This window comes from Arthrobacter sp. CAN_A2 (assembly GCF_015752045.1).
Lineage (GTDB): Bacteria > Actinomycetota > Actinomycetes > Actinomycetales > Micrococcaceae > Arthrobacter_D.
The window spans coordinates 149,466-176,450 of the sequence record NZ_JADOUS010000006.1 but is presented as its reverse complement, the minus strand read 5'-3'; the positions used below and the strand labels follow the sequence as shown (position 1 = coordinate 176,450).

32 protein-coding genes are annotated in these 26,985 nt (G+C 68.4%); 19 read left to right on the top strand and 13 right to left on the bottom strand.

Annotation, left to right across the window (positions count from 1 at the left end):
* Window positions 1–7: 7 nt before the first annotated feature.
* Genes IWX63_RS09805 through IWX63_RS09795 form a run of 3 tightly spaced genes read left to right on the top strand, consistent with a single transcriptional unit; the run spans window position 8 to window position 4,043 of the window.
* Entirely contained in the window at window positions 8–1,777 is a 1,770-nt protein-coding gene (locus tag IWX63_RS09805; protein ID WP_199277983.1) for an ABC transporter ATP-binding protein, read from the top strand.
* Window positions 1,774–2,985 carry a phosphotransferase gene (locus IWX63_RS09800; protein WP_199277982.1) on the top strand — a complete coding sequence of 404 codons (1,212 nt, stop codon included), beginning with the start codon at window positions 1,774–1,776 and terminating at the stop codon, window positions 2,983–2,985. Before IWX63_RS09805 ends, IWX63_RS09800 begins: the two co-directional genes overlap by 4 nt.
* Complete coding sequence (locus IWX63_RS09795; protein WP_199277981.1) at window positions 2,985–4,043, top strand: phosphotransferase family protein; 1,059 nt, start codon at window positions 2,985–2,987, stop codon at window positions 4,041–4,043. The genes IWX63_RS09800 and IWX63_RS09795 overlap by 1 nt, the downstream gene beginning before the upstream one ends.
* 51 nt (window positions 4,044–4,094) lie before the next feature.
* On the opposite strand, the gene IWX63_RS09790 is transcribed toward IWX63_RS09795, so the two are convergent.
* The 6 genes from IWX63_RS09790 to IWX63_RS09765 all read right to left on the bottom strand — a co-directional run bounded on the left by IWX63_RS09790 (window position 4,095) and on the right by IWX63_RS09765 (window position 9,184).
* On the bottom strand, window positions 4,095–4,772 hold the full coding sequence (locus tag IWX63_RS09790) for a response regulator transcription factor (RefSeq protein WP_199277980.1): 678 nt from the start codon (window positions 4,770–4,772) through the stop codon (window positions 4,095–4,097).
* A complete protein-coding gene (locus IWX63_RS09785; RefSeq protein ID WP_199277979.1) occupies window positions 4,769–6,376 on the bottom strand; it encodes a sensor histidine kinase in 1,608 nt (535 codons plus the stop codon). The genes IWX63_RS09790 and IWX63_RS09785 overlap by 4 nt, the downstream gene beginning before the upstream one ends.
* Window positions 6,366–6,710, bottom strand: a complete 345-nt coding sequence (locus IWX63_RS09780; protein ID WP_199277978.1) for a hypothetical protein — start codon at window positions 6,708–6,710, stop codon at window positions 6,366–6,368. Before IWX63_RS09780 ends, IWX63_RS09785 begins: the two co-directional genes overlap by 11 nt.
* A gap of 188 nt (window positions 6,711–6,898) precedes the next feature.
* A complete protein-coding gene (locus IWX63_RS09775; protein ID WP_199277977.1) occupies window positions 6,899–7,519 on the bottom strand; it encodes a TetR/AcrR family transcriptional regulator in 621 nt (206 codons plus the stop codon).
* Entirely contained in the window at window positions 7,512–8,339 is an 828-nt protein-coding gene (locus IWX63_RS09770) for an alpha/beta fold hydrolase (protein WP_199277976.1), read from the bottom strand. Before IWX63_RS09770 ends, IWX63_RS09775 begins: the two co-directional genes overlap by 8 nt.
* Before the next feature lie 122 nt (window positions 8,340–8,461).
* A complete protein-coding gene (locus IWX63_RS09765; RefSeq protein ID WP_199277975.1) occupies window positions 8,462–9,184 on the bottom strand; it encodes a TetR/AcrR family transcriptional regulator in 723 nt (240 codons plus the stop codon).
* A gap of 89 nt (window positions 9,185–9,273) precedes the next feature.
* Between IWX63_RS09765 and IWX63_RS09760 the strand changes: the two genes are divergently transcribed.
* The 4 genes from IWX63_RS09760 to IWX63_RS09745 all read left to right on the top strand — a co-directional run bounded on the left by IWX63_RS09760 (window position 9,274) and on the right by IWX63_RS09745 (window position 11,909).
* Window positions 9,274–10,080 carry a DUF4386 domain-containing protein gene (locus tag IWX63_RS09760; RefSeq protein WP_199277974.1) on the top strand — a complete coding sequence of 269 codons (807 nt, stop codon included), beginning with the start codon at window positions 9,274–9,276 and terminating at the stop codon, window positions 10,078–10,080.
* Window positions 10,081–10,085: 5 nt separating this feature from the next.
* Complete coding sequence (locus IWX63_RS09755; protein ID WP_199277973.1) at window positions 10,086–10,682, top strand: hypothetical protein; 597 nt, start codon at window positions 10,086–10,088, stop codon at window positions 10,680–10,682.
* Between the two features lie 606 nt (window positions 10,683–11,288).
* Window positions 11,289–11,486, top strand: a complete 198-nt coding sequence (locus tag IWX63_RS09750) for a hypothetical protein (protein WP_199277972.1) — start codon at window positions 11,289–11,291, stop codon at window positions 11,484–11,486.
* A 246-nt stretch (window positions 11,487–11,732) separates the two neighbouring features.
* Window positions 11,733–11,909 carry a hypothetical protein gene (locus IWX63_RS09745; protein ID WP_199277971.1) on the top strand — a complete coding sequence of 59 codons (177 nt, stop codon included), beginning with the start codon at window positions 11,733–11,735 and terminating at the stop codon, window positions 11,907–11,909.
* 169 nt (window positions 11,910–12,078) lie between these two features.
* On the opposite strand, the gene IWX63_RS09735 is transcribed toward IWX63_RS09745, so the two are convergent.
* Window positions 12,079–12,489 carry a DUF6855 family protein gene (locus tag IWX63_RS09735; protein WP_199277970.1) on the bottom strand — a complete coding sequence of 137 codons (411 nt, stop codon included), beginning with the start codon at window positions 12,487–12,489 and terminating at the stop codon, window positions 12,079–12,081.
* 166 nt (window positions 12,490–12,655) lie between these two features.
* On the opposite strand from IWX63_RS09735, the gene IWX63_RS09730 reads away from it, so the two are divergent.
* Together IWX63_RS09730 and IWX63_RS09725 are read left to right on the top strand one after the other, a co-directional pair.
* Window positions 12,656–13,234: an ArsR/SmtB family transcription factor gene (locus tag IWX63_RS09730; protein WP_199277969.1), complete on the top strand. Its 579-nt coding sequence runs from the start codon at window positions 12,656–12,658 to the stop codon at window positions 13,232–13,234.
* Complete coding sequence (locus IWX63_RS09725) at window positions 13,231–14,022, top strand: SRPBCC family protein (protein WP_199277968.1); 792 nt, start codon at window positions 13,231–13,233, stop codon at window positions 14,020–14,022. Before IWX63_RS09730 ends, IWX63_RS09725 begins: the two co-directional genes overlap by 4 nt.
* A 68-nt stretch (window positions 14,023–14,090) precedes the next feature.
* Here the strand turns inward: IWX63_RS09725 and IWX63_RS09720 are convergent, their stop codons facing one another.
* The 5 genes from IWX63_RS09720 to IWX63_RS09700 all read right to left on the bottom strand — a co-directional run bounded on the left by IWX63_RS09720 (window position 14,091) and on the right by IWX63_RS09700 (window position 17,862).
* Window positions 14,091–14,498 (bottom strand): hotdog fold thioesterase, encoded by a 408-nt coding sequence (locus tag IWX63_RS09720; RefSeq protein ID WP_334685769.1) that lies wholly within the window; start codon window positions 14,496–14,498, stop codon window positions 14,091–14,093.
* Between the two features lie 223 nt (window positions 14,499–14,721).
* Window positions 14,722–15,849 carry a hypothetical protein gene (locus tag IWX63_RS09715; RefSeq protein WP_199277966.1) on the bottom strand — a complete coding sequence of 376 codons (1,128 nt, stop codon included), beginning with the start codon at window positions 15,847–15,849 and terminating at the stop codon, window positions 14,722–14,724.
* Window positions 15,850–16,026: 177 nt separating this feature from the next.
* Window positions 16,027–16,428, bottom strand: coding sequence for a hypothetical protein (locus tag IWX63_RS09710; RefSeq protein WP_199277965.1), 402 nt, complete (start codon window positions 16,426–16,428; stop codon window positions 16,027–16,029).
* Window positions 16,418–17,038 carry an Asp23/Gls24 family envelope stress response protein gene (locus IWX63_RS09705; protein ID WP_199277964.1) on the bottom strand — a complete coding sequence of 207 codons (621 nt, stop codon included), beginning with the start codon at window positions 17,036–17,038 and terminating at the stop codon, window positions 16,418–16,420. The genes IWX63_RS09710 and IWX63_RS09705 overlap by 11 nt, the downstream gene beginning before the upstream one ends.
* Window positions 17,029–17,862: an RNA polymerase sigma factor gene (locus tag IWX63_RS09700; RefSeq protein WP_199277963.1), complete on the bottom strand. Its 834-nt coding sequence runs from the start codon at window positions 17,860–17,862 to the stop codon at window positions 17,029–17,031. Before IWX63_RS09700 ends, IWX63_RS09705 begins: the two co-directional genes overlap by 10 nt.
* A gap of 204 nt (window positions 17,863–18,066) precedes the next feature.
* On the opposite strand from IWX63_RS09700, the gene IWX63_RS09695 reads away from it, so the two are divergent.
* The 5 genes from IWX63_RS09695 (at window position 18,067) to IWX63_RS09675 (ending at window position 20,740) form a co-directional block, all read left to right on the top strand.
* Window positions 18,067–18,594 carry an Asp23/Gls24 family envelope stress response protein gene (locus tag IWX63_RS09695; RefSeq protein WP_199277962.1) on the top strand — a complete coding sequence of 176 codons (528 nt, stop codon included), beginning with the start codon at window positions 18,067–18,069 and terminating at the stop codon, window positions 18,592–18,594.
* A 218-nt stretch (window positions 18,595–18,812) separates the two neighbouring features.
* Window positions 18,813–18,995: a hypothetical protein gene (locus tag IWX63_RS09690; RefSeq protein ID WP_043442268.1), complete on the top strand. Its 183-nt coding sequence runs from the start codon at window positions 18,813–18,815 to the stop codon at window positions 18,993–18,995.
* Window positions 18,992–19,471, top strand: coding sequence for an Asp23/Gls24 family envelope stress response protein (locus tag IWX63_RS09685; protein ID WP_199277961.1), 480 nt, complete (start codon window positions 18,992–18,994; stop codon window positions 19,469–19,471). The genes IWX63_RS09690 and IWX63_RS09685 overlap by 4 nt, the downstream gene beginning before the upstream one ends.
* Entirely contained in the window at window positions 19,468–20,037 is a 570-nt protein-coding gene (locus tag IWX63_RS09680; protein WP_199277960.1) for a DUF6286 domain-containing protein, read from the top strand. The genes IWX63_RS09685 and IWX63_RS09680 overlap by 4 nt, the downstream gene beginning before the upstream one ends.
* Window positions 20,038–20,119: 82 nt before the next feature.
* Window positions 20,120–20,740, top strand: a complete 621-nt coding sequence (locus IWX63_RS09675; protein ID WP_199277959.1) for a hypothetical protein — start codon at window positions 20,120–20,122, stop codon at window positions 20,738–20,740.
* A 55-nt stretch (window positions 20,741–20,795) separates the two neighbouring features.
* Here the strand turns inward: IWX63_RS09675 and IWX63_RS09670 are convergent, their stop codons facing one another.
* A complete protein-coding gene (locus IWX63_RS09670; protein WP_199277958.1) occupies window positions 20,796–21,050 on the bottom strand; it encodes a PLDc N-terminal domain-containing protein in 255 nt (84 codons plus the stop codon).
* 224 nt (window positions 21,051–21,274) lie between these two features.
* Here IWX63_RS09670 and IWX63_RS09665 point away from each other — a divergent pair, with 224 nt between their 5' ends.
* From IWX63_RS09665 to hpaH, 5 genes are read left to right on the top strand one after another with little or no spacing between them, the layout of a single operon-like run.
* A complete protein-coding gene (locus tag IWX63_RS09665; protein ID WP_334685768.1) occupies window positions 21,275–22,741 on the top strand; it encodes a fumarylacetoacetate hydrolase family protein in 1,467 nt (488 codons plus the stop codon).
* Window positions 22,734–23,462, top strand: coding sequence for a GntR family transcriptional regulator (locus tag IWX63_RS09660; RefSeq protein WP_199277956.1), 729 nt, complete (start codon window positions 22,734–22,736; stop codon window positions 23,460–23,462). The genes IWX63_RS09665 and IWX63_RS09660 overlap by 8 nt, the downstream gene beginning before the upstream one ends.
* A gap of 9 nt (window positions 23,463–23,471) precedes the next feature.
* Window positions 23,472–25,025: a 5-carboxymethyl-2-hydroxymuconate semialdehyde dehydrogenase gene (gene hpaE / locus IWX63_RS09655; RefSeq protein ID WP_199277955.1), complete on the top strand. Its 1,554-nt coding sequence runs from the start codon at window positions 23,472–23,474 to the stop codon at window positions 25,023–25,025.
* 35 nt (window positions 25,026–25,060) lie between these two features.
* Window positions 25,061–26,140 (top strand): 3,4-dihydroxyphenylacetate 2,3-dioxygenase, encoded by a 1,080-nt coding sequence (hpaD, locus tag IWX63_RS09650; RefSeq protein WP_199277954.1) that lies wholly within the window; start codon window positions 25,061–25,063, stop codon window positions 26,138–26,140.
* A gap of 31 nt (window positions 26,141–26,171) precedes the next feature.
* Window positions 26,172–26,957: a 2-oxo-hept-4-ene-1,7-dioate hydratase gene (gene hpaH, locus IWX63_RS09645; protein ID WP_199277953.1), complete on the top strand. Its 786-nt coding sequence runs from the start codon at window positions 26,172–26,174 to the stop codon at window positions 26,955–26,957.
* Window positions 26,958–26,985 lie beyond the last annotated feature (28 nt).

Here is a 26,985-nt window from a genome sequence, read left to right as displayed (position 1 = left end):
GCTGCGCATGGTGCGTCCTCACCTCGGCCGGCACAGGAAGCTCATGGCCGGTGGCGTCACGGCCCTCCTGCTCGAGGTCGCGTTCCGCGTCCTGGAACCCTGGCCCGTGAAATTCGTGATCGACGCCGTGACCCGGAGCCTCGGCGCCGATTTCTCCGGCGGCGGGCCCGCGGCCTCCCCCGCCCTGCTGATCCTCTGCGGGGCTGCGCTCATTGCGATCATCGGGTTCCGCGCCCTGTTCAACTTCCTCGCCACCATCGCGTTCGCGCTCACCGGTTCACGTGTGGCCACCGACCTGCGAGCCCGTGTGTTCGCCCACGTCCAGTCCCTGTCGCTCTCCTACCACGCCTCGTCCCGCACGGGAGACATGGTGCAGCGCCTCATCGGTGATGTGGGCAAGCTCCAGGAGGTCGCCGTCAGCGCCGGCCTGCCACTGATCGCGAACTGCATCACCCTCGTGGCCATGGCCGGCGTGATGTTCTGGCTGGACCCCCTTCTCGCCCTCGTCGTCGTCGTCGCCTCCGCGGCGTTCCTCCTGCTGTCGAGGGTGAGCACGGGGAAGATCACCGTCGCCGCGCGCCGTACCCGGAAAGGCGAGGGTGCCCTGGCGAACACCGCACAGGAGAGCCTGGGCGCCATCCGCGTGGTCCAGACGTACGGTCTCGAACGGACGCTGGCACGCCAGTTCGGGAACAACAACGAGAAGACGCTGCGGGAAGGTGTCCTGGCCCGACGTCTCGCCGCTGCGCTGGAACGTCGCACCGATGTCATCGTGGGCATCGCGACCGCACTCGTGCTCGCAGGAGGCGGCTGGCGCGTGGTGCAGGGCGCCATGACACCCGGTGACCTCGTGCTGTTCCTGATGTACCTCAAGACGGCGATGAAGCCCCTGCGCGACCTGGCGAAATACACCGGCCGCATCGCCCGCGCGACCGCCTCGGGTGAGCGCGTCGCAGATCTGCTCGATGAGTCCGTCGACATCAAGGACACCCCCGGCGCAGTCCCCCTGTCCACGGTGTGGGGCGACCTCGAGCTGCGAGGCGTCACGGCCGGGTACACGCCCGGCAAACCGGTGCTCCGGGACATCGACCTGACATTCATGGGTCGGCGCCGCACCGCCGTCGTCGGCCCGTCGGGGTCGGGGAAGTCGACACTCGCCTCGCTCGCGGTACGGATGATGGACCCGCTGGCCGGCAGCGTCCACCTGGACGGCAAGGACCTCCGGCACGTGACCCTCGAGTCCCTCCGCTCCCGGGTCAGCCTGGTGTTGCAGGACGCCGTCCTCTTCACCGGCACCATCAGGGAGAACATCCGTTACGGCCGCATCGACGCCTCGGACGAGGACGTGGAGTACGCGGCGAAGCTCGCCGACGTGCACGGCTTCGTCACGCAGTTTCCCGAAGGATATGACACGACGGTGGGCGAACGGGGTGGGACGCTCTCCGGCGGTCAACGCCAGCGGATAGCGATTGCGCGGGCACTGCTGCGCGATGCACCACTCGTGATTCTCGACGAGGTCACCACGGGCCTGGACAAGGACGCGCGCCTGGAGGTGCTGAAAGGACTGGACCTGCTCTCACGGCATCGCACGACGATCACCATCACCCACGAACCTGCTCTGGCGCTGACGCACGACTGGATCATCTGGCTCGAGGACGGGACCGTCCGCTTCGAAGGGTCGCCCGCAGAGATCAGGGAGCACCCTGTCTATGGTGAATGGGCTGAGGAAGCGGACGACATCAAGGACCTGTCAGCCAACGGGCGGAGGCAGGCATGACCGCCGCCGTCATCGACCCGGCGCTGCCGGCACTGCCGACCATCTTCGATCCGGTCGAATTGTCCGCCGCGTTCTCACGTCCGGTGCACGCCGACCGGCTGCGCCACAAACAGGGCGTTTCCGCCGTCGCGCGCCTCCTGCCCCTCGACACACGCCGGGATCCAGCGGCCGACACCACGGCGCGCCCCGGAGCAGGTGCTGCCCCACGATGGGTGGCCACCTACGCCCCGCACCACGCCCCCAAGCTGGGCAAGACACTCGCGCGGGCCGCGCAACACGGACATGACATCGAAGTGATCGCATTACCGGGACACCGGACGCTCGTCGCCGGTCCCATCGGCCTGGACATGAAGCTGCATGACACCCTCCGGGCCTTCGACGGGCACGACCGCCTGATCCTCGAACCTGGCGGGGTGCTCAACTACAACCCGCACCGCCGCGTGGTCTTCCGGATCGAGACGTCCGCCGGGGCCATCGTCTGCAAGGCAGGCCGGACCGATCCCGCAGAAGCAGCGTTCCTCGCCGACCTCGCCGCACGAGGTGTCCCGGTCCTGCAGCGGATCATCCCCCCTGACGCGCCACAGGCCGGCGCCCTGCGCTACTACCCCTGGTTCGGACAGGGAGATCTCCAGGAAGCGGCCCGGAGGGATGATCCCGACGTCGCCCGCTCCGCGCACGCGGCCGGCGCCGCCCTCGCCCTGCTGCATGCACAACCCACCCACCTCGCCCCAGGACCAGGAAAGGACCCGCTCGACAAACTGCGCTCCCTCGACCAGCGGAACCTGCACCTGATGCCGGGAAGCCAGGCACGATTGAGCAGCATCCACGCCGGGCTCGTCCGGCGCCTGGGCGACGACGACCGCACCGTCATCGTCCATGGTGACCTCTCCGCTGATCAGGTGCTCGTGGACGCCTCCCACGTGCTGCTCGCCGATTTCGACCGGTCGACCACGGCTCCAGCCGGCACGGACATCGGCTCGTTCATCGCCGTCGACCTGTTGCAGGAACGCGCGTCCGGTCGGAAGCTCCGGGGGCACTTCCTCGAGGGTTACGCGGCAGGAGGTGGACGTATCGACAACGGGACCGTGCTCGCCTGGACCGCCGTGCATCTCCTGGATCGCCTCAACGAGCCGTTCCGATCCTGTTCACCATCCTGGCGTGACGAAACCGAGGAGCGGCTCGAGATGCTTGCAGCCCTGGTCGCGTGATGCTCATCCCCGACGACGTCCTGGATGGCGAGGGCACCCGGCTCACCATCCGACGCGCATGGCCGCAGGACAACGGTCGGCTCATCATCGAAGCCGTCGAGGAGGACACAGGGCGCCTACGGGCGGGACACCTCGATGCGGGGGGCACGGTGACGGTGACGCCCTTCGGGGAGGATCCAGCCTTGGCGGGCCTCCCCGCGGCCGTCGACGCCGGCGAGCTCCTGGTCCACCGCTTCGACAGGAGGGCCGTCGTGAGGACGGACAGCGCGTACCTCAAACTGCTTCCACCCCGAAAGGTCACCCGGGTCGTCACCGCTCACGCCACGGCTGCCGAACTCATCGCAGCCGCAGGTATCGCCACGCCCCGCGTCACCTCCGTCGACGGGGGGACGCTCACCCTGTCCACGGTGCCGGGGGCCAGTCTGTACGATCTCGGCCTCTCACGTGGCGGGGCTGACAGCGGCACCCTGACGACACTCGAACGCGCGTGGTCCGGCTGGGCGGATCAGTGGCCGAGCTTCATCACCGCCCCGCGTGGCGACGCTGCCGCCCTGCCCTCCTACCGGCCGGAGGACGAAGTCGAGACCCTCACCACGTGGATGGTCCGCTGCCTCGATTTCGGTGCCCTGCCGGTTCCGGACGACACCCTGCGGTCAGCAGTACGGGAGGCTGCCGGCCGGCTGCTCGACGGTACGCCGCAGACTCCCGTCCTCTCCCACCGCGACCTCCATGACAAGCAGGTGCTCATCTCCGGTGGAGATACCGGCAACGGGACTCTCGGCCTGATCGACTGCGACACGCTGGCCCTCGCTGAGCCCGCACTCGATCTGGCGAATCTCCTGGTGCATCTATCGTTCCGTGAGGCGCAGGGCCTCCTCAGCGCTCGACGGCGTGCCGCCGGGGAACGTGCGATTCTCGCGCTGGCGGAGGAGCTATCAGTATCCGGCGACCGACTCAGCGCCTACGCGCTGTCGACGAAGCTGCGACTCGCATGCATCTACGCCTTCCGCCCGCGCTGGCGGACCCTCACGAAGGACTGGTTCCACGAGGCCGTCTGATGCCGGCCGACGAACCCACCGCGGGGCCGGAGTGGCCGGTCGGCAGTACAGCTAGGGCTGGGCACGATCGGAGACCAACCGGTACCCCATGCCGCGGACCGTCGCGAACCGCTCGGGTCCGAGCTTGTTGCGGAGATACCTGACATAGACGTCGACCACGTTGGAACCCGGGTCGAAATCGTACCCCCAGACGCGGGAGAGCAACTGCTCGCGGCTGAGGACCTGGCCGGGATTGCGCAGGAACGCCTCGGTCAAAGCGAATTCCCGGGCAGACAGATCCACCTCCCTACCGTCGATCAGGGCGCGGCGCGTGCGCAGATCCAGCTGGAGGCCGTCGTGCGAGAGGACGGAACTCTCCGTCCGGGACGGGTCCGGGCGCAGGCGTAGACGGACGCGGGCCAGCAGCTCTTCGAAGCGGAACGGCTTGGTCATATAGTCGTCAGCGCCGCCCTCGAGCCCGGCCACGGTGTCGTCGGTGGTGTTACGCGCGGAGAGAATGATGACGGGGGTGTCGTTGCGGGCCTCCCGGAGTCTCCGAAGCACGGTGAAACCGTCCTGGTCCGGCAGGCCGAGGTCGAGGATGACGAGTTCGAAGTCCCCGCTCTGGGCCAGATGGTAGCCGTCCCGTCCGTTGACCGCGCTGGTCGGCACATACCCCGCCGATCGGAGCCCCTTCGCGATGAAGGCGCTGATACGTTCCTCGTCCTCGACGATCAGGATCTGCGTCACGGTTCCTCTTTCGGGGCTGGGGCGGAGTACTCGCGGGAGATGGAGTCGGACGGGTCATGGCGGGTCGCCACCGGAAGTTCGAGGGTGAAGGTGGAGCCGCGACCCGGTGCCGACAGGACACCGACTCCACCACCGTGGGCCTTGGCGATCGCTTCGACGATGGACAACCCGAGGCCCGCGCCCTCCGCTCGTTTGCCTTCGGAGCCGCGTTCGAAGCGGCCGAAGATGCGCTGCTGGTCGGCGGCACTGATGCCGATGCCTTCATCACGCACCCAGATGCTGAGGTGACCATGGTCCAGCCGGGAGCCGACGGCGATCGTCGAACCGTCGGCGGAGAACTTCACGGCATTCGCGGCGAGCTGCAGGAGCGCCTGCGTGACCCGCCGGGCATCAAGTGGAACAGTCCCCTCGGCGCGGGAGTCGACGAGCCATCGCCGGTCACCCAGTCCGCGCGCCTTGTCGAGGATGTCGTCCGTCAGGCGATCGACACTGGTCGGTTTGGGTCGCACGAAGTCGGGGCGGGCGCTCCCGGCCAGGGTGACCAGGTCATCGACGAGGAAACGCATGCGTTCCAGTTCGTCGAGGGCGACGGTCCGTACTGCGTCGACATCCTGCCGATCAGTGGCGTCCTGCAACTCGAGGTGCCCCTGGATGATGGTGATCGGTGTGCGGAGCTCATGACCGACGTCGTCGAGCAGTTGTCGCTGCGAGGTGAAGGACTTCTCGAGGCGATCGAGCATTGCGTTGAAGGTCCGCGTCAGATCGGACAGATCGTCGTTCCCGGTGACGAGGATGCGTTGCGAGAGGTCACTGTCATTGATGGTCTGTGCGGTCTCCCGCAGGCGCCGCACCGGGTGCAACAGGTTGCCGATGAGAAGCCAGCCGACGGCGCCGATGAGCAGCAGTGCGCCGAGGCTGATCAGGGCGAACGTCGTGAACGTCCGATTCAGTTCCGCCCGTTCCGCATCGATGTCGTACGCGAGGACGAATGTGGTCGGCTCCGTATCCGCGCTCAGCATGACCGGCACCACGATGGTGCGGTAGGTGGCTCTGGCGGTTTCGATCGTCGTGATCGCGACATCGTCGGCCACCGAGCGTCCCGCAGCGGCCGCCACCAGCTCGGGGTCGTCCTCGAGGCGCAGGGACACGGCGCCGTTGGCGATGAGAACCGCGCTGCTGTCGCGAACGCCCATCATGCCTTCGTTCGGGGAGGGGAGTGTGCGCTGCATGACGAGGTAGACGAGGGTCTCGGCGGTGACGAACCGCGATCGGGTGGCGGGATCGATGCCGGTCGCCAGGAGGGTCTCGAACTCCCCGAAACTTCGTTCCAGTGAATTGTCGATGTCGGCGTTGAGCGTTGCCCGTTGCAGTCCGTACGCCGTGGTCCCCGCGAACAGCAGGCCCAGGGCGGATAGGGCGAGAAGTGCGCTCAGTACACGCGAACGGACCGACCACCGACGGGTCGCACGGCTGAAGACACGGCTGACCCGGTCCAGCCTGCCGGCGGCCTCCGCCGTCGGGGTGTGCCGGGGCGGAGGCGGGCGGCGCACCGTGCGGCTGAGGACAGGCACCGGGCGGAGAGGCCGCGTCTTCTCAGTCGTCATCGTCGTCATCCCCGGCGCCCTCTTCGACGTCACCGACATCGTCGTCGTCGTCGTCGATGATCGGCGGCGGCGCCGGGACGACCTCCGGCCGCGGGTCAGGAGCAGGCACAGGGACGGGAGCGGGAGCAGGAATGGGAGCGGGGACGGGAGCGGGAGCAGGTGCCGGCGGCGTCGGGGAATCGCTCACGGGAGGCGCCGGGCGCGGAGACTCCGGCGCGGGGTTCACCGGCGGGAGCGACGACGGTCCCGGCGCGGACGCGTCGTCGATCATGATGACCGCGGGTCCGAGCTGCTGATCGGGAGGATCACGCACGATATTGATGAGTGTGAGCACGCCTGTCGCTATGAGCGCAGCCAGGACCACACCCAAGAGCCACATCTGAAGCGCCGCTGATCGCATGGCTCCAGTATCCCGCCGCTTTGTGAGACCAAGATGAGAAGGGTCGGCGGATCAGGGATGTCCTGACCCACCGGTTCCGCCCGGGGTGACGGTGGCGTCGGTGGAGGCCGGCAGCACGATGCTCATGATGCTTCAGTCCGCCGGTCATCGAGGGACGGGGTGGTCGCCAGGATGGTCGGATCGGTCCACTGCGTGAGAGCGACGGTGAAGCCGTGGACGAGGCGCTCGAAACTGCGGTCGACGTTCGCACTCATGGCGAAGGACCCCGTGGTCTCGAACGAGACGAAGCCGTGCAGGGCGGATCGGAGGGCACGGATCGCGTCGACGGCGTCGTCGCCCGCCAGGTCATAGGCGGCGAGCACATCGGCGATGACCTGGATGCCCGCCAATGACACGGCCTCGTCCTCGGTGTCGCCGGGAGAGGGCATCCGCTGCGAGGATTCGTAGCGGGCGGGGTGCTCGCGCGCCCAGTCGCGGTAGGCATGGGACATGGCGTGGATGGCGGCGGCGCCCGACCGGCCGACGGCGGCGCGGGCAAGCACCTCGCCGAGTTCGCGCTTCGCGCGGACCGAGATGTCGCGATGCAGTCCCGCCATCGAGTCGATGTGCTTGTACAGCGACGGCTGACGGATCCCGAGCCGTCCGGCCAGGGCGGCGAGCGTCAGCCGATGGAGACCGACGTCGTCGATCATCAGTGCCGCCTCCTCCACCACACGATCGCGGGACAGACCGACCCTAGGCATGCTGCACCGTCGTGAGGAAACGGAGGACGGCGTCGGAGGTCACCGCGGGCTGCTGGGCCTGGGGGTAGTGACCGGCCTCGGCGACCATGACGACCTCCGCTTGGAGCGCATCGCCGATGAAGCGGGCTTCGGAGGCGGGGTCCTTGAAGTCGGGGTCCTTCTCGCCCATGATCACCATCGTCGGGGCAGTCACCGAACCGAGCTTCGCCTCGGCAGGATCATGGTCGGTCTGCCGGGTGGTGAGCGAGAAGGCCTTGCCGTAGGGCTTGCGCTTGAGGCTCGCCACGACCGCCGCGCGGTACTCCTCGAAATCCTCCGGTTTGCGGCCGGCGTAAAGGGTGGGCAGGTAGCCCTTCCACACTGTGGCGACCCAGGGCGGGGCCATCATGGTGCGGAACATGGCCCGCGTGAACGCATTCGACGGAGGGTTGCGCACGAACGGACCGATCAGCACCAGACCGTCGACCTGACCGGGATGTTCGGCCGCGACGATGACAGCGGAGCCGGCGGCCAAGGAGTTGCCGACGATGACCGCCGACCCGCCGAGCTGCGCGATCAGCGCATGGACATCGCCGGCCGTCTCCACATCGCCGTAGGAGGAGAAGGTGGTGTCGCTGTCGCCGTGGCCCCGGAGGTCGGTGCTGGCGACCGAATAGCCGGCCGCGACGAGCGCCGGCACGAGGAAGCGGTAGGAGGAGCGTAGCTCCCCCATCCCGGGCACGAGGACGAGGAGCGGGCCGGAGCCCCGAAGGTCGTACGCGACGCGCCCCTCGGGACGGGCGATGTACCGGGTCGGAGGAGCGGGAGCGGGAATTGTCATGCGGCTAGTGTGTATCCCTGCTTAGCTATAGTCAATAGCCGAATGACCGTCCCCCTTTACTCCCGCCCGGGAGCGGAGCGTAGGTCAGCAGACTGGTCACCGGGTCACCCCGGAGGTCCCGGTCAGCCGACGGGGGCGGGCATCGCCGAGGCAACCGCTCGGGTGGGCGAATGGCCGAGGCCGTCGAGTACCCGGCGGAGCCCCCAGAGGTACTGGTCGGTGGACACATAGCGGGCCATGACGTGAGCAGCAGCCGCTGAGAGCGGGTAGGTCTCGGCCGGTATCGAGGAAAACCCCGCGTACCGTGCCGCGATGCGTTCAGCCTCGGGCGGCGCCCGGCGAACGTCGCCGAGTTCCGCCACGTCCAGGGCGATCGACCCGAAGACATAGACGATCAGCAGGTAGGAGGCTTGTGCCGCATCCGTGGGAGAGAACCCTGCACCGGAGAGGACTTCCATCAGTCGTTCATTCAGGGCGAGGGCCCGGGGTCCGTCCATGGGGCCGCCGATCATCAGTCCGACCGCGCCCGGGTGGGCCGTGAGTGATTCCCTCAATTCAAGGGCGAGGAGTTCGATCCGCCGACGCCAGGGCACGTCGGGATCCGCGAACACCGCATGGTCGACCTGGCCGAGCAGATGCTCGACGATCGCCTTGATGACGGCAGCCTTATCGGGGAAATACGTGTAGACCGCATTCGGAGCTACGCCGATCCGGGCGGCGATCCCCCGGATGGAGGCGGCGCTGACACCGCCCTCGTCCAGCAGGCCGAGAGCGGCCTCGACGACCTCCTCCTCGGTCGAGGCCCTCCGGGGACCGCGGCGGAAGCTTTTGCCCTGCTCTGTCACCTATGGACTCCTACCCTTGACACTTTCCTGTACAGAGTACACCATTTGTACACCGTACAGATCAAATTCCGAGAAAGCACGGCTCGATCATGACAACCAACGACAGCACCAGGACCCTGCGGCGCGTCACCAGCATCCTCTTCCTCACCAGCGCCATCACCTTCGCCGCTGCGGCGACGCTCCTTTCCGCCACCTTCGACTGGCCGGACATCCTGCGGGAACCACCCGGCGTGGTCTTGCCCGCCTTCGCCGACGGCGGACCCGGCCTGGTCTGGCTATGGTTTGCGACGGCCTGGACCTACGGCCTCCTTGCAGTACCCGTTCTCCTCCTCCCCGCGGCCCTCGGGCTACGGTCGAGCCCTGCACTGCGGGTAGCGACCTCGGTGGGAGCCGCTTCGGTCCTGGTCTCCCTCATCGGGTTCCTCCGCTGGGTGTTCGTCGTGCCACCACTCGCCGACTCCTACGTCACCGGTGACGCGCAGACTCAAGCCGCAGTGGCAGCCGCCTGGACCGCACAGCACCAGTTCGGGGGAGCGCTGCTGGGAGAACACCTGGGCCAGCTGCTCGTCATCGGCTGGTCTGTCACCCTGAGCGTGGTCATCCTGCGCACCAGGGTCCTCCCGCGCCGGCTCGGCGTCGCAGGCATCGCTGCCAGCGCGATCTACCTCCTCAACCAGGGGGACATCCTCTCCACAGCCGTGCCCGGTTTCCCCGTCTGGGACCTGGCCGGACTCCTCGGCAGCACCGCCTGGGGACTCTGGGTAGCCGCCCTCGGCATCGCCCTCCTGATCCGCTCTGCTCCTGTCCATCCACGCTCTACCAACCCAGAGGATTCCGCGTTCTTCCTCCATTCCCCGACGGACAACCGGCCCAGTCCGGCCGGACCAAGGAACTGATCCTCATGGCACACTCCTCCTCGTCCCGCTCCCCTTTCCTGCATAACTGGCTCAGGTGGATCGCTGGATTCATCGCATTCCCCGTCGCCGGCCTCATCGGCAGCTTCATCGTCGGCCGCGTCGACGACACCGCCTCGGCGCTCATCGGCGGCGCGATCGCCGGGCTCATCATCGGCACCGGCCAGGCGCTGGCCGGCAACCACCGCCTGCAGGCGAGCAGGTGGATCCCTGCAACCACCGTGGGCATGAGTGCGGGACTCGTCCTCGGCGCCGCCGTCGTGGACTACCGCACCTCCCTCGCGGCGCTCGCCCTGATGGGTGCCCTCAACGGCCTCATCGTCGGCGCCTGCCAGGCTGCGGCCTTGCCTCGCGGCATTTCCCGACGCTGGGTCTGGGCCGCCGTCGTTTCCGTCCTGTGGGCGCTGGGCTGGACCGTCACGGCCCTCCTGCTGGTAAGGGTCGACGAGCAGTTCATCGTCTTCGGCGCCGGCGGCGCCCTCGTCTTCGCCGCCCTGTCCGGGCTCGCGCTCAACGGGCTCGTGCCCTCCCGGCAGCATCGTGGCATCCCCGCGGCGCTCCCGACGACGTCGGCGACGACATGAGCAGCGGGCTGCACGTCATCTTCGGCACTGGAGCCGCCGGTCTCGCCACCTTCGACGCACTCCGTCGCCGTGGCCGCACCGTTCGCCTCGTCAACCGCTCGGGTCACGCCCCGGTCGGTGCTGATGTCGAAGTCCTCGCGGGCGACGCCAGGGACGCCGCTTTCACCGTCAGCGCCGCCCGTGGCGCCGCCGTCGTCTATCAGGCGCTGAACCCGCCCTACTCGCAGTGGAGTGAGCAGTTCCCGTCGCTGCAGGCCGGCGTGCTGACCGCCGCCGAAAGGGCGGGCGCGCGCCTGGTCAGCCTGGAGAACGTCTACATGTACGGACGTCCCGCAGGACGCCCGCTCACCGAGGACCGCGAGAACAACGCCCGCCGCGCTGAAGGGCAGGACCGCGACCGTCCTCGGAGACCCCGACCAACCCCACACCTACACCTACCTCCCGGATATCGGCGAGGGCCTTGCCGTCCTCGGCGAACACCCGGACGCGCCAGGAGGAATATGGCACCTGCCCAACGACCCCGACACCCGCACCACACGTCAACTCGTCCAGATCATCTACCGGCAAGCAGGCCACGACCGATCCGGGCTCCGCGCCGTTCCGCCGTTGCTGCTCCGCGCCCTCGGACTCGTCAACCCCACCGTGTGCGAACTCCTCGAGATGCAGTACCAGTTCGAGGAACCCTTCATCGTCGACAGCAGCAGGATCACGCGCAGCCTCGGCATCACTGCCACCCCGATCGAACAAGCCATCACCGAGACACTCCGAACCTACCGACACGGGCAGAACCCGGCAGCAGGATAGCGCGCACCATCCCGCAATCAGAGGACTCCGCTCGACCCACAGCCCGGAAACAGTCCTCGGGCGGGACCGCCGCTGCCGATCCCGAGGATCTGCGTGCACGACCCCTACCCGGCTGGAAGCGAGGGCGGTCTGGCGTGTCACCCCGACCGGAGTCGTGCACGAATGAAACCGTCGCGAGCATTACCGTTCATGCCGTCGCCACCTGCGCGGACCCTCGCGGTCACAACCGTTCGCTACCCTCGGCTCATGACGTTCACCACGGACATGGAGAAGGTACACGCCTTGGCTGTCGAATCGGCACGGATCCCCCTCCGGGAACGGCAGATCCTGATGGTGCAGCAGGGCCCGTCCACCAGCACGACCCCGCGCCATGACATCACCATCCCCACGACAGCTTCGGACCCCGCCGCCGACAGTCACTGACCCGACTGATCATCGTGAATGTGCCGCTGGTGACAGCAGTCGGCTGGGTACTGGCTCGGATCATCACTGCTGCGAAATGCGGTTGCACAACCGGTTCATAGCGACCAGCGCTTCCGAGCGCCCGGATCCCCCCGCTACGGCTCATCGAAGATGACGCCGAAGGAGTTCATCACGACGGCGGTAGGGCGCGGACCTTGTTGTTCCGCTTCTCGTGCGTGAGTTCCGCCAGGCCCAGTGCCTCCAGGAGCGGCGGCAGGTACATCCCGAAACGTCCCCGGTAGCCGTGTCTCAGCCCGTACCAGCCACCCGCCGGATTGGCTGGGTCCCTTCCCCAGGACTCGACGCTGCCGTCGGGTGCCGGCTTGTTCTCGTCCGCCGCGCCGAGCGGCACCCAGTCGCCCTGCTCCAGCAACCACGCGTGCAGGTCCTCCACGGCCCTCAGGTGGTATCTCAGCGTGGTCGAACCCACCTGGCACACCAGCGCCGGCGGGTCGGTCCCAGGATCCCGGTACATCGTGTATTCGGACGACCCTGGGGCTGTCACCAACCGCCATGGATCGGTTCTCGTACCTGCGGCCACCACGAACCTCCTTGCCGGCGTCGGACTCGAGCATCAGCGTACGACCCAGGCGCGCGCTGTGCCTAGGAGATCGGCGGCCCCAGATGCCTTCGTCCCGACGTCCACGTCACCCCGCCACTCCGGCCAGAACCTTGACAACTATTATTGTCAAGCTCACGATGGTGGCATGCAAGACGTCGAAGTCATCGAGAACGCGGAGGCGGCCGCCGCCGTCCTGGATCCGATCCGCGCCCGGCTGCTCGGCGAGCTGGCCGAGCCGGCCTCTGCCGCCGGGCTCGCCGCTCGAGTCGGCCTCGGACGCCAGAAGATCAACTACCACCTCAAGGCGCTCGAGGCGTACGGCCTGGTGGAGCTGTTCGAGGAGCGCCTGCACGGAGGCATCACTGAGCGGGTCCTGCGGGCCTCCGCGGCGTCGTACGTCGTGTCGCCGGCTGCCGTGAGCCCGTCCGCCGCTGATCCGGACGCCAACGACGACCATCTATCGGCGGGCTACCTTGTCGCGCTGGCCGGCCGCCTGGTGCGCGAGGTCGGCGCCCTGGCGCACCGAGCCGGCGCGTCCGGCAAGACCCTGCCGACGCTGACCATCGACACCCGGATCGGCTTCCGGTCCGCCGCCGACCGGGCTGCCTTCGCCGACGATCTGACCGCCGCGGTGCTCGATCTGACCGCTCGCTACCACCATGACGATGGGCGCCCGCACCGGCTCGTCGTCGCCGCACACCCACTTCCTGAGGAGAACCGATGAACACGATCCCGAACGTCCCGTACCGCCTGGAATTCCATGTCGAAGTCCCGGGGACCCCGGAACAGGTGTGGCAGGCCATCGCCACCGCCAGGGGCATGAGCGCCTGGTTCCTGCCGACCGAGATGGAGGAGCGCGAGGGCGGCTCCCTGCATTTCACCATGGGCCCCGAGATGGGCTCCGACGGCCGGGTCACCGGCTGGGATCCGCCGCGGCGCATCGCCTACGAGGAGGACTGGGCCGCGCTCATGGGCAAGGACCCGGATGCGCTCAGCCCCCTGACGTCGGAGTTCCTCGTCGAAGCGCAATCCGGCGGCACCTGCGTCGTGCGCGTCACCAGCAGTGGCTTCGGGATCGGCGCCGCCTGGGAATCGGAGTTCTGGGATGACATGGGCACCAGCTGGATGCCGTTCTTCGACAACCTGCGCCTCTACCTGTCGCACTTCCCCGGCCAGGAGGCCACACCGCTCGAGGCCACCGCCTCCCATCCCGGCGACGCACAGGCGCTCTGGTCGACCCTGCACGACGCGCTCGGGCTCGGCGGCGAGGGCGCGACCGTCGGGATTCGCGGTGCCACCGGCACGGTCGAGCGTGTGGGCGAGAGGCAGGCGCTCGTCCGGCTCACCGCGCCGGTGCCCGGCATGCTCAACGTCTTCGCCTACAGCGAGAGCGCCGATACGGCAACGGCAGGCGTACGGGCCTATCTGTTCTCCTCCGACGCGGCGGACTACGTCCGGCATGAAGAACCGGCGTGGCACACCTGGTTGCAGGGGCTCACCATTCCGGCCTGACCTCCGGCCACGCAGCCGCCTGCGCCGCCGGGACGACACTCGGAGCCGCCACTACGGAACTGTCCGTGCTACTTCCTGCGGTAGGCGGGATTGGGGATGGTGCGGGATCGGCCGCGCAGCACGGCGAGGATCTCCTCCCCGCCGTCGGCCGTCTCCTGGATGACCCGAACGTCGAAGAGTCCGCTCCTGCCGGTCTGGCTGACCACGGTGGCATCGGCGGTCAGCGTCCGCCCGGCGAATCCAGGATTCATGAAGTTGACGTCCAGGCCGGACGCCACCGTGACCGTGCTCCCGTCGCTGTTCGGATCATTGCAGGCAAGGGCGAACGCCACATCGGCGAAGGCGATCACCATACCGCCCTGGGCCACGCCGTAGCCGTTGAGCATCTCTTCGCGCAGGTGCATGCGGATCAGCACGTCGCCGAACTCGGCTCGTAGCACCTCCACGCCCAGCCACGCGGCGGCCCGGTCGTTCACGAATGCAGGATGGACCGGTGCCGACTGAGAGGTCGGAGCGGTGCTGCCCTGTGCATGGGTGGCCGCCGAAGTGCCTTCGCTGTTCGTCATTCGGGTCCTGTCCGTGATGATTGCCGACTGTTCATCAGCTAATCCGACGTGGTGACCGAGGTCAAACGTCGGCCCGCCGGCGCTCGAGCGACGGCCGGCGGCGGCGACCGGATGAGCGACGCCGGCACGAGATCTACGGTTCGTCGATGACTTCGCCGAGGTACTGGATGGTCAGGACCGGCGAGTCCATCTCGTCGGTGCCGGCGACCAGCGCGACGTACAGGTGCTGGCCCTCGAACCCGGCGGCGATGTAATCGAAGCTCTTCCAGGTGGGGTGTTCCGCGGCGCCATGCCAGGCCGGGTGCAGCAGCAGGTCCTCCCACTCGGACTCCGGCGGCAGGTCGTCCAGGCCGAGGGCTGCGACAACCGAGTGCTCGACGGCGACCGGGCAGAGGAAGTACTGGCGGGACGCGTACGGGCTGATGTCGACCAGGGCACCCCCGGCGAGGGCCTTCTGCCGGGCCGGGCCCGCGTACTTCTCGGCGACCTCGTGGCTGAGCTGGTGTTCGAGGAGATCGACCTGCTCCGTGCTGGGCATCCCCTCCGGGTGGAGGTAGGGGTTGACCCGGGATGCGGCGTCGTGGGGCACGAACCAGGCGGGGGGCTTCAGCTCATCACCTTCAGGCGCCGGCAGGTAGGTCTTCTCCAGCACGGCGGTCTCCTCGAGCAGCCCGATCATCAATCGATCCAGGTTCACAGCCCCCAGGCCGGCACCGTACTCGATGTCGGCGTGCCGGATCCCCTTCCTCGCGAAGCAGTACGCTGCGAGCTCATGGGCGAACGTGCGAGGCCCCTCCCATCCGAGCTCGAAATCCGAGGCCACCTCGGCCGCGACGACGGCGAAGCGCTGCATGAGGTCGGACGTGTAGTAGCGCCGGTACGCCGGCGGCAGCATGTCCACGACGCGTGCCCCGGCGGAGGTGATGTACTGCTGCGTGTCGCCGCCGGCAGCCTTCAGGGTGCGCAGGGCGAAGATGTCCTCGAAGATCGCATCCAGGACGATCGGGATGGACTGCCGCAGGGCTCCGCGGAGCAGCTGCGCGAGAACCAGCTCCCTCAGCCGGTCCTCGGGAGATTCGTAGCTGGACGCCGGGAGCTGGCCGTCCTCGTCGAGCTGCATGCGCCCGATGCAGGCACCCTGCAGTTCCGGGCCGCCGAAGTAGCCGAAGAGGGACAGGTGCATGCCCTCGAGCTTCCGACCCTCGTTGATCAGCTCGATCTGCCGGGGTGTCAGGTCGTGCGGGTCGATCTCCGGTGCCACTGTTCTCCTCGGTCGACGGTGGCGCCACACTAGCAGCGGCGCCCTGCCTGGTGTGCGGGTCGTCGGCCTGCCACCTGTCACTCGGTGCCGCAGGCGGCTGGGTGACGGCCTCTCACCGATTGCGGCCGCGAACCCCGATCGATGAAGCGCGAGCGGTTCTCCCTGCGCCGTGGATCGTCAGGTGTCGGGTGTTCCTTCGATGGCCAGGATCGTGACGTCGATGCGCCCCACCGCGAGGCCGCTGGACTGGACCAGGTTCGCGGCGATGTCCTGCACCTCGCGCGCCAACCCGAGGGCAGGCTTGCCGATGTTGGTGGCGACGTCGATGTGGACGTTGAGGACGCCGTCGGTGAGCGAGAGGATCAGTCCGTCGCGGGTAGCGACGGTCGGAGAGGCAGTGTCGGGCCGCAGGGTCTTGTGCAGTTGATTGACCGAGGCGATCTTCCATCGGCTCATGACACTGCGCATGGTCGGTTCCAGGCGCACCACTCCGGGGTGTGCGCCGAGGACGCGGCTGAGCGTCCCGGCGATGCTGTCCAGGTCCACGACCCGCGCCTGGGAGGGATGCTCAGATGTCATAGAGGTCCTCCACGATGATGTCGATCTGCTGCATGGTGATCGATGTCTGGGCCTGCACGATGGTCCCGACCCGTTCGCGGAGCAGGCCCATGGTGTCAGGGATCTTCACCTGCGATGAAAGAGCCACGGTGAGCGTGATCCGTACGTCCTCGACGTCGACGACTGTCGTCGAGGACGTCCCTCCCTGCATGCTGTGGGCTGCCTGGGGTGTCCGCGCCGTCCGGAGGGTGGTGATGGTGCAGCGTCGTGCGCGGACGCCGGGCAGGGTGGAGGCGGCGAAGCGGATGAGTGCGCTCAGGGCCTGCTCGCTGATGTCGATCGTGCCCAGGGACGTGGTGGCCAACGGGGTGCGCCTGCTACGGCGGACCTCGGCCCGGGCAACCATCATGATCGCCTCCTTCACGCGGTGACCCGGCTGCAGGCCCGCGTCGTCGCGGTCACGGTCGCGCATGGATTCGGTGACCGCGACGAGGTGGTGCAGTGCTGCGCGCGCGCTCTGGCAGTCGGCACAGGTCTGTTCGTGAACGCTCGGCGGCTGGTCGATGGACGCCCACACTTCGTCGATGAGCCGTCCGCACCCCAGACGCGGCTGATCCTCATTCAACGCCATGGTTGCATCCCTTCTGCGAGGAGTCGTCGGGCCCGTGCAATACGTCCACGAACGGTGCTTTCAGGTTGTTGCACGATCGCGGCGATCTCGGCGTAGGAGAAGTCGTGGACGCCCCGGAGCAACCAGCAGGCCCGGAGGCTGGCCGGGACGGTCTGCAGGAGATCGGCCAGGGCCTGCATCTGTGCTTCGGCCTCGTGGTACGCCGCAGGGTCCTGGGCAGGACCACCAGTCAGCATGGGCAGGTGATTCCACAGCTCACCCTCTCCTGTGGCGCCCGGTGTATCGGAGGCGCCGTCGTCGAAGGAGACAGGATCACTCGGCCGTCGAAGGCGGCTGCGGAGCTGGTCGAAGCATTTGTTCGTCGCCGTTCGGTACAGCCACGGGATGAAGGCCTGGGGGGCCGAGAGGTTCGGCAGGTTGCGCCACGCGGCGATGAAAGTCTCCTGCACGATGTCCTCGGCCTCCGCGTGATCGTCAAGCATCCTGAACGCGAGCCGGAAGACTCCGCCCTGGTAGGCGGAGATCAGCCACTCGAAGGCGTGAAGGTCGCCGTCCTGCGCGCGGGCGACGACGGTCAGCTCATCGAGGTCATCCAGCGACACGGCGGCCGACCCGTTCATTCCACCATCAGGGACAGGTCCCGGCCGGGATGACGGGGGGCCTGCCTGAGCCCCCGGCAGTTCTTCCCGGGTCCCGGGGCCCCGCCCGATCATCTGGCCGGTCGTGGCGGTCTCGACCAGGGAGGTGAGGTCCGCATCCAGGTCGGCTTCGATGCCCGGCGAGGACGGGCGCTGTGGCGGATCATCGTCGTGCTGGCGTTTCACAGGATCTGCTTCCTCTCCAGACAGCTCGACGCGGCGGGGCTCGACGGGACCAGCCCATCCCGATCAGCATAGGCGAGCATTCCGGGGCCGGCCCCGTTCCTGATGTCGCACGAAAAATAGGTGCGCTATCAGCGTGACGTTCCGAAATCGGCGGCGTCTTTAAGTGTGTACGGCACGAACCCCTCACACAGGAGATCGATTCAGATGACAGAGGACCAGAGCACCGCAGCACGCCGGGCAGCAGTCATTCCCGCCACGGGCGAGGAGCAGGGGCGCCAGGCGGAGCAGTCCCGGGAAGCCGAGAGGACCCAGCCCGTAGGACCGCTTCAGACCCGGCAGGGCAACACCACCATCGCCGAGACCGTCGTACAGAAGATCGCCGGCATCGCCACCCGCGAAGTGCCCGGCGTCTACGCGATGGGCAGTGCAAGCCGCAGGGCATTCAGCAGCCTCTCCGAGCGCATCCCCGGATCCCAGACCAATGTCAGCGGCGGGGTCACCGTCGAGAAGGGGGAACGCCAGGCAGCGATCGACCTGTCGATCGTCGTGGAGCACGGCGCGTCGATCGTCGAGGTCAGCCAGATGATCCGCCGCAACGTCATCTCCTCCGTCGAGGAGGCAACCGGACTGGAAGTCATCGAGGTCAACATCAACGTCACCGATGTACACCTGGCCGAGGACGAGGACAGCGACGCGCACGACGCCGTCGCCGCCCGCGCGGAACTGCAGTAGTACCCACCGGGTCATCGGGGGCCATCACCGCGCGATGCTGCCGGTGATGGCCCCGCACAGGGGGCGATAGGCCTCACCTGGAGCCGGTTCGGCAGTCCTACCGTCGACCGATCCGGCTCGGTATCGCTCGATCAAGCGCGTTGGCGCAGCAGGATGGCATCACGCACCCCACCTGTAATCGCGCCTCGAGAAGGCGCTCAATGGAAAGGCACCCGATTATGAGCACCACAGCTATGGGCCTGCTGACCGGCCTCGTCCTGGGATGGGCCGCAGCGTTCGGCGGATTCTACGAATTCGTCCTCGTCGCGTTCTTCGGCGCCGTCGGACTGGTCGTCGCCCGCATCATCGACGGCAAGCTCGATCTCGGGGCACTGACCGGGCGATCCACCACCCGCCGGTGACCGACGTGGACCACACCGCCTCTCAGGCCACTGCCCGGCATGCAGGAACCGAACGTCGTTCCGAGCACTCCCGGACGGACCCGCCCACCCCGTCCGCGCGGTCGGCCGGCTCCGATCCTTCGACGCGGGGAGCCCTCGTCATTGCGGAGAAGGCCATCGAGAAGGTCGCGAGCAACGCCGCATCGAACGTGCCCGGCGTCAGCGGACCCGTAGGAGGTTTCCTCGGACTCGGCGCCCGCCACAAGGAGACGACGCGGCCCAGGTGCGAGGTGCAACTCAACGGGCTCATCGCGTCCCTACGCCTCGAGGTCGGCATCACCTACCCGGTGCCGCTGAAGCGGACCACGGAGCTCCTGCGGACAAGCGTCCGCGAGGAAGTCTCCAGGATCTGCGGGCTCGACGTCCGGCAGGTCGACATCGCCATCAACACCCTCCTCGACCCCACCCGGGGTCAGGGCCGAAGGGAGCTCGCATGAGCAGCCCAAGCACCTCCCAGTCGCTGCATCGCCGCTCGAACCGGTCGATCCCGGCAACACTCACAGCGCTGGTCCTGCTCGCCGCCGCGGTGGCCGGAGCATGGATCGGCATCACCCGCATCACGACCGGCTCATGGCCCGGTTTCCTGCGGTCCGTACGGCAAACTCTCGCCCAGTTGGCGTGGAACTCGCCGCCCATCCTGGCCGCCGCGATCATCCTGACCGTTCTCGGACTGATCCTCCTGCTGGCCGGCATCCTCCCCGGCCAGCGCGGAACCCTCCGGCTCGTCGAACCGGAGAGCCGCCGGGCAGGGACCTCCGAAGCCGTGATCACCCGCCGCGGGCTGAGCAGGATCGCGGCAGCCCACATCGATCGCACCGACGGCGTCGATCGGAGCTCGGTGAGCACCACCGACACCAGGATGGACGTCGAGGTCCGCACACCCCTGCACGATGGGGGTGACCTGGGTGATCGCCTGAAAGCGTCCCTCGAAACCAAGATGCAGGACCTCGGGATCACGCCGCAACCGACCGTCACGGTCCGGGTCCGCACCACCAACGATTGAGTCCCGTCCGCCCACGATCCATTGCTGATCAGCCACCGGCCGATCAGTGACCCGCCGCAGTAGAAAACGGAAGTAGGACCTCATGAGGGAAACCGCCGGACGGCTCAACCGCACATGGCTGACCATCATCGGGTTGCTGGCCCTGCTCCTCGGAGTGGCCGGGATCCTGCTCGCGGCCGGGCTCGCCGCCACCATCACCGCATCACTCGATGCAGGCTTCCGTGCCGCACGGCCGGCCGATCCAGCGTTCCCGGGCACCTTCAGGGACGTGTTCGCTGCCGACCTCACTCCGATCATTTTGACGGTCGTCTCCGTGCTCATAGGGATCCTGGCCCTGCTGTGGCTGCTTGCGCAGGTCCCGCGTCGCCACCCGGCCCGCACGTTCCGACTTCATGCCGGGGACGGTGCTACCGGCTACACCCTGTGCGAGCCCAAGGTCCTCTCCGAAGCGGTCGAGAACCACATGCAGCGCCTTCCCGGAGTGACCGGAGCCGAGGCTGTCCTGCGCGGCAGCGCCACCGCCTGCGACCTCTCGCTCAACGTGACGATCGACGATCGCGCGGACGTTCAGGATGTGCTGCATCGCATCCATTCCGCCGTCGCAGCGGACCTCGAGACGGCCCTGGAAACACCGCTACGGAAAGTAGCCGTCCTGGTCACCGTCGGGAACCGGCAGCGCAGCGACACTTCGGCTGTCCTCTAGCCGCTACCTCCCGCCCACGCTCACTGGGCAGGAGATCCCATTCCGGCGGCGTGCGTCAGCGCCGGATGCCCTTCCAGAAATACGCCACGGGCCCCACGAAGTTGATCGCGATGATGGCAGCCCACATGCCCTTGCTGCCGTTCACCGTGTCCCTGGGCCGTGTGGCCAGGTCCGTCCAGGCGAACGCGGCCAGGGACAGCTGCACGGCGCCGAGGATCATCACCCTCGCCTTCTGGCCGTCTGTGAAATCGCTCCAGTGCTTGCGTGCGGCTTTCTTCGAGGGATGGGTCGATGCTTTGCGGTCAGCCATGGGGTTCTCCCGAGTCGGAGCCGGTGCCGGAGGCGGGGCTGGAGCCTCATCCCCCGGTGCACGGGCGGGCGGAACGTTCGGATGCCAAATTCCACCACGGACCGCGGTCCACCACCATGCCCGGGGCGAAATTTCTGACGCGGCAGACGAGAGCGGACCTTGACGCATCCGAACACCCCCGCCTACTCTTCGTATACGATTTCGTACTCGATGAGGAGCAACGGGTGGAACTGCTCGACGACGGCGTCCTGGCTGCAGCCCGCAAGGTCATCGCGGTGCACATCAACTACCCCAGCCGGGCCGCACAGCGGGGCCGCACGCCCGAGCAGCCGTCCTACTTCCTGAAGCCGTCCTCCTCCCTCTCCCTGACCGGTTCCGCCGTCGAACGCCCCTCGGGCTGCGAACTCCTCGGGTTCGAAGGCGAGATCGCGCTCATCATCGGCACCCCCGCCCGCAGGGTCTCCCCCGACACCGCGTGGAGCCATGTCCGATGGGTCACGGCCGCCAACGACCTCGGCGTCTACGACCTGCGCTACGCGGACAAGGGCTCGAACCTCCGGTCCAAAGGCGGGGACGGCTTCACCCCGGTAGGCCCCGGGCTCCTGCCGGCCGACGCCGTCGACCCCGCCGCCCTCCGGATCCGCACCTGGCACAACGGCGCACTGGTGCAGGACGACACCACCGCCGACCTCCTCTTCCCGTTCGCCCGGCTCATCGCGGACCTGTCCCAGCTCCTCACACTCGAACCCGGCGACATGGTGCTCACCGGCACGCCGGCGGGAGCGTCGGTCGCCGGTCCGGGCGACCTGCTGGAGATCGAGGTGACAGCGGGCGGCCTGTCCACGGGTCGGCTGGCCACGACGGTCAACGAGGGTACGACGCCGCTGGCCGCGTTCGGTGCCCGCCCGAAGGCCGACGACGCCCAGCGCGAGGAGGCCTACGGCTCCCGCGAGGCGGCGGGACTGCCCACGCCCGTGTCGATGGACGTCCTGACACCCGCACTGAAGGCGACGCTCGAAAGCGTCTCCACCGCCACCCTCTCCTCCCTGCTGCGCAGGCGCGGACTGAACAACGTCAGCATCGACGGCCTGACCTCCACGCAGCCGGGCCGGCGCGTCGTCGGGCTCGCCCGCACCCTCCGCTTCGTGCCGAACCGCGAGGACCTCTTCAGTGCCCACGGCGCCGGCTACAACGCCCAGAAGCGCGCCATCGACACCGTCGGCGAGGGTGAGATCCTCGTGATGGAGGCCCGCGGCGAGAAGGGCACCGGTACGGTCGGGGACATCCTGGCCCTCCGTGCGCAGGTGCGCGGAGCCGCCGCGATCATCACCGACGGCGGCGTCCGTGACTTCGCCGCGGTCGCGGCCATGGACATGCCCACCTTCTACGCCAACCCGCACCCCGCCGTGCTGGGGCGGCGCCACATCCCGTGGGACACCGACGTCACGATCGCCTGCGGAGGGACGACCGTCCAGCCCGGCGACATCATCGTCGCGGACGCCGACGGCATCCTCGTGATCCCGCCCGCCCTCGCGCCGGACCTGGCCGCGGACGCCGTCGTGCAGGAACGCGAGGAGACGTTCATCGCGGAGATGGTGGCCGACGGGCACGGCGTGGACGGCCTGTACCCGATGGACGCCGCTTGGCGTCAGCGGTACGACCAGTGGCGGGAGCGGCGCACCGATGGCTGAGCCGGCCACGACCGTCGACGACGCCCCCGCGGCGGGCAGCAAGTCGCAGCAGGCCTACGGTGCCGTGAAGCAGCGGATCGTGGACGGCGCTTATCCCCCCGGTCATCGGCTTGTCCTGGCCGCGATCGCCCAGGACCTCGGGGTCAGTGTCGTGCCCGTGCGGGAGGCGATCCGCCGCCTCGAGGCCGAAGGACTGGTGACCTTCCAGCGGAACGTCGGAGCGACGGTCGCGGGGATCGACCCCACCGAATACCTGTACACCATGCAGACCCTGAGCCTCGTCGAGGGTGCGGCGACGGCGCTGTCCGCGCCGCTGGTCGGCGCCGGGGACCTCGCGCGGGCCCGGGCGGTCAACGAGGAGATGCGGTCCTGCCTGCAGGACTTCGACCCCGTCCGCTTCACCCGGCTGAACCAGGACTTCCACGCCATCCTCTTCGAGCACTGCCCCAATCCGCACATCCTGGACCTGGTGCACCGCGGCTGGAACCGGCTCGCGTCGCTGCGGTCCTCGACCTTCCGCTTCGTGCCCGAGCGCGCCCACGAGTCCGTCGAGGAGCACGCGCACCTGCTCGCCCTCATCGAGGACGGGGCCGACGCGGACACCATCGAACGCGCCGCCCGCCTGCACCGCAGCGCCACCCTCGACGCCTACCTGACGCACTTCAGCGCCTCCGAAGCAGCCTCCGAAGCAGCCTCCGCCGCAGCACACGACCACGGTTAGGACCCACCCATGACGATCCCCAGTGCGCAGCCCACTGCAGTGACAGGGCAGCACATCCCGGAGGGACTGCCGTCCTCCATCCAGCACTACATCAACGGCCGGTTCGTCGACTCGGTGGGCGGGGCGACGTTCGACGTCCTGGACCCGGTGTCCAACACCACCTACGCCACCGCGGCGGCGGGCCAGAAGGAGGACATCGACCGCGCGGTGGCCGCCGCGCGGGAGGCCTTCACCCACGGGCCGTGGCCGCGGATGAGGCCCCGCGAGCGCGCCCGCGTGCTGAACCGGATCGCCGACGCCGTCGAGGCGCAGGAGGCCCGGCTCGCCGAGCTCGAGACCTTCGACACCGGACTGCCGATCACCCAGGCGAAGGGCCAGGCCCTGCGCGCGGCCGAGAACTTCCGCTTCTTCGCGGACCTGATCGTCGCCCAGTTCGACGACGCCATGAAGGTCCCCGGTTCGCAGATCAACTACGTCAACCGGAAGCCGATCGGCGTCGCCGGGCTGATCACGCCCTGGAACACACCCTTCATGCTGGAGTCCTGGAAGCTCGCGCCCGCCCTCGCCACGGGCAACACCGTGGTCCTGAAGCCCGCCGAGTTCACGCCCCTCTCGGCGTCCCTGTGGGCACAGATCTTCACGGACGCCGGGCTGCCCGACGGCGTGTTCAACCTCGTCAACGGCCTCGGTGAGGAAGCCGGCGACGCCCTCGTCAAGCATCCGGACGTCCCCCTCATCTCCTTCACCGGGGAGACCACCACCGGGCAGACGATCTTCCGGAACGCCGCGGTGCACCTGAAGGGACTGTCGATGGAGCTCGGCGGGAAGTCCCCCTGCATCGTCTTCGCCGACGCGGACCTCGACGCCGCCATCGACTCGGCGCTGTTCGGAGTCTTCTCCCTCAACGGCGAGCGCTGCACCGCGGGTTCCAGGATCCTCGTCGAGCGCCCCGTCTACGAGGAGTTCTGCGAGAGGTACGCGGCCCGCGCGAAGACCATCGTCGTCGGCGACCCACACGATCCACGGACGGAGGTCGGGGCGCTCGTGCACCCCGAGCACTACGCCAAGGTGGCCTCCTACGTGGAGATCGGCAAGACGGAGGGCCGCCTCCTCGCCGGCGGCGGCCGCCCCGAGCACCTGCCCGAGGGCAACTACATCGCGCCCACGGTCTTCGCCGACGTCTCCCCCGACGCGCGGATCTTCCAGGAGGAGATCTTCGGGCCCGTCGTCGCCATCACCCCGTTCGAGGACGACGCCGAGGCCCTGAGGCTGGCCAACAACACCCGCTACGGCCTCGCGGCGTACGTGTGGACGAAGGACCTGACGCGCGCCCACACCTTCGCGCAGGAGGTCGAGGCCGGGATGGTGTGGCTCAACAGCCACAATGTCCGCGACCTGCGGACCCCGTTCGGCGGCGTCAAGGCGTCCGGCCTGGGCCACGAGGGCGGCTACCGCTCCATCGACTTCTACACCGACCAGCAGGCCGTGCACATCACCCTCGGCACCGTCCACACCCCGAAGTTCGGCGACACGGACAAGGACTCCGCCCCCGCCGAAGGCTGACCCCTCCTCAGTTCGCTCGACGAAGAGAGAATCCCATGACCACCCCCGTTCCCACCCCCTCGGTCCCCGCCCCGGACATCGTCCGCTGCGCCTACATGGAGATCGTGGTCACCGACCTCGCCCGCTCGCGTGAGTTCTACGTCGACGTCCTCGGCCTGCACGTCACCGAGGAGGACGACGACGCGATCTACCTGCGCTCCCTCGAGGAGTTCATCCACCACAACCTCGTGCTGCGGCGGGGGCCCGTCGCCGCCGTCGCGGCCTTCGCCTACCGGGTGAGGTCGCCCGAGGAGGTGGACGCCGCGGAGGCGTACTACCGCGAACTGGGCTGCCGGACCGAACGCCGCCGGGACGGGTTCACGAAGGGCGTCGGCGACTCGGTGCGCGTCGAGGACCCGCTGGGCTTCCCGTACGAGTTCTTCTACGACGTCCAGCACGTGGAGCGCCTCACCCAGCGCTATGACCTGTATTCCGCCGGCGAACTGGTGCGGCTGGACCACTTCAACCAGGTCACCCCCGACGTCCCGCGCGGCCGGGCCTACCTGGAGGACCTAGGCTTCCGCGTCTCCGAGGACATCCAGGACTCCGACGGCGTCACCTATGCCGTCTGGATGCACCGCAAGCAGACCGTGCACGACACCGCCCTGACCGGAGGCAACGGCCCGCGCATGCACCACGTGGCCTTCGCGACCCACGAGAAGCACAACATCATCCAGATCTGCGACAAGATGGGCGCCCTGCGCATCAGCGACCGCATCGAACGCGGGCCCGGGCGGCACGGCGTCTCCAACGCCTTCTACCTCTACATCCTCGACCCGGACGGCCACCGCGTCGAGATCTACTGCCAGGACTACTACACGGGCGACCCGGACAACCCCACCATCACGTGGGACGTCCACGACAACCAGCGGCGCGACTGGTGGGGGAACCCCGTGGTGCCGTCCTGGTACTCGGAGGCCTCCCTCGTGCTGGACCTCGACGGCAACCCCCAGCCCGTCGTCGAGCGGGACGAGCGCAGCGAGATGGCCGTCACCGTCGGCGCCGACGGCTTCTCCTACACCCGCAGAGCGGACGACGACGGCGTCGAGGGCTTCAAGCTCGGCACCCAGCTCTGACCGCCCCCATCGAGCCAGCGAAAGGAATCCGATGCTCGACCCGCAGACCATCAGCCAGATCGCCGACGAGCTCCTCGACGCCGCCCGGACACGGACGCCGGTCCCGCTGCTGACGGCGCGGTACCCGGGCATGACCGTCGAGGACTCCTATGCGGTGCAGCGGCTGTGGCGGCAGCGGAACGAGGACGCCGGCCGCACGCTGGTGGGACGGAAGATCGGGCTCACCTCGCGGGCCATGCAGGCCGCCACCGGCATCACGGAGCCGGATTACGGCGCGATCTTCGACGACATGGTGTTCGAGACGGGCTGCTCGGTGCCATGGGACGCCTACACCCGTCCGCGGGTCGAGGTGGAACTCGCGTTCGTGCTCAAGCACGATCTCGCCGGGCCGGGCTGCACGATCTTCGACGTCCTGAACGCCACCGACCACGTGGTGCCCGCCCTCGAGATCCTCGATTCGCGGATCGAGATGGAGGGGCGCACCATCGTGGACACCATCTCCGACAACGCGGCGATGGGCGCCATGGTGGTCGGCGGCAGGCCGGTGAGGCCCGACGCCGTCGACCTCCGCTGGGTGTCCGCCATCCTCTACAAGAACCAGGTGGTCGAGGAGACCGGCGTCGCCGCCGGGGTCCTCGACCACCCGGCCGCGGGCGTGCACTGGCTCGCGAACAAAATCGCCGCCCACGGTGACGGACTGCACGCCGGCGACATCATCCTCGCCGGGTCCTTCACCCGCCCGCTCTGGGTGGACCGGGGCGACACCGTCCACGCCGACTACGGACCGTTGGGAGCCGTCACATGCCGTTTCCACTAGGGGGTTCCTTCCGTGAGGCGCTGGCCGG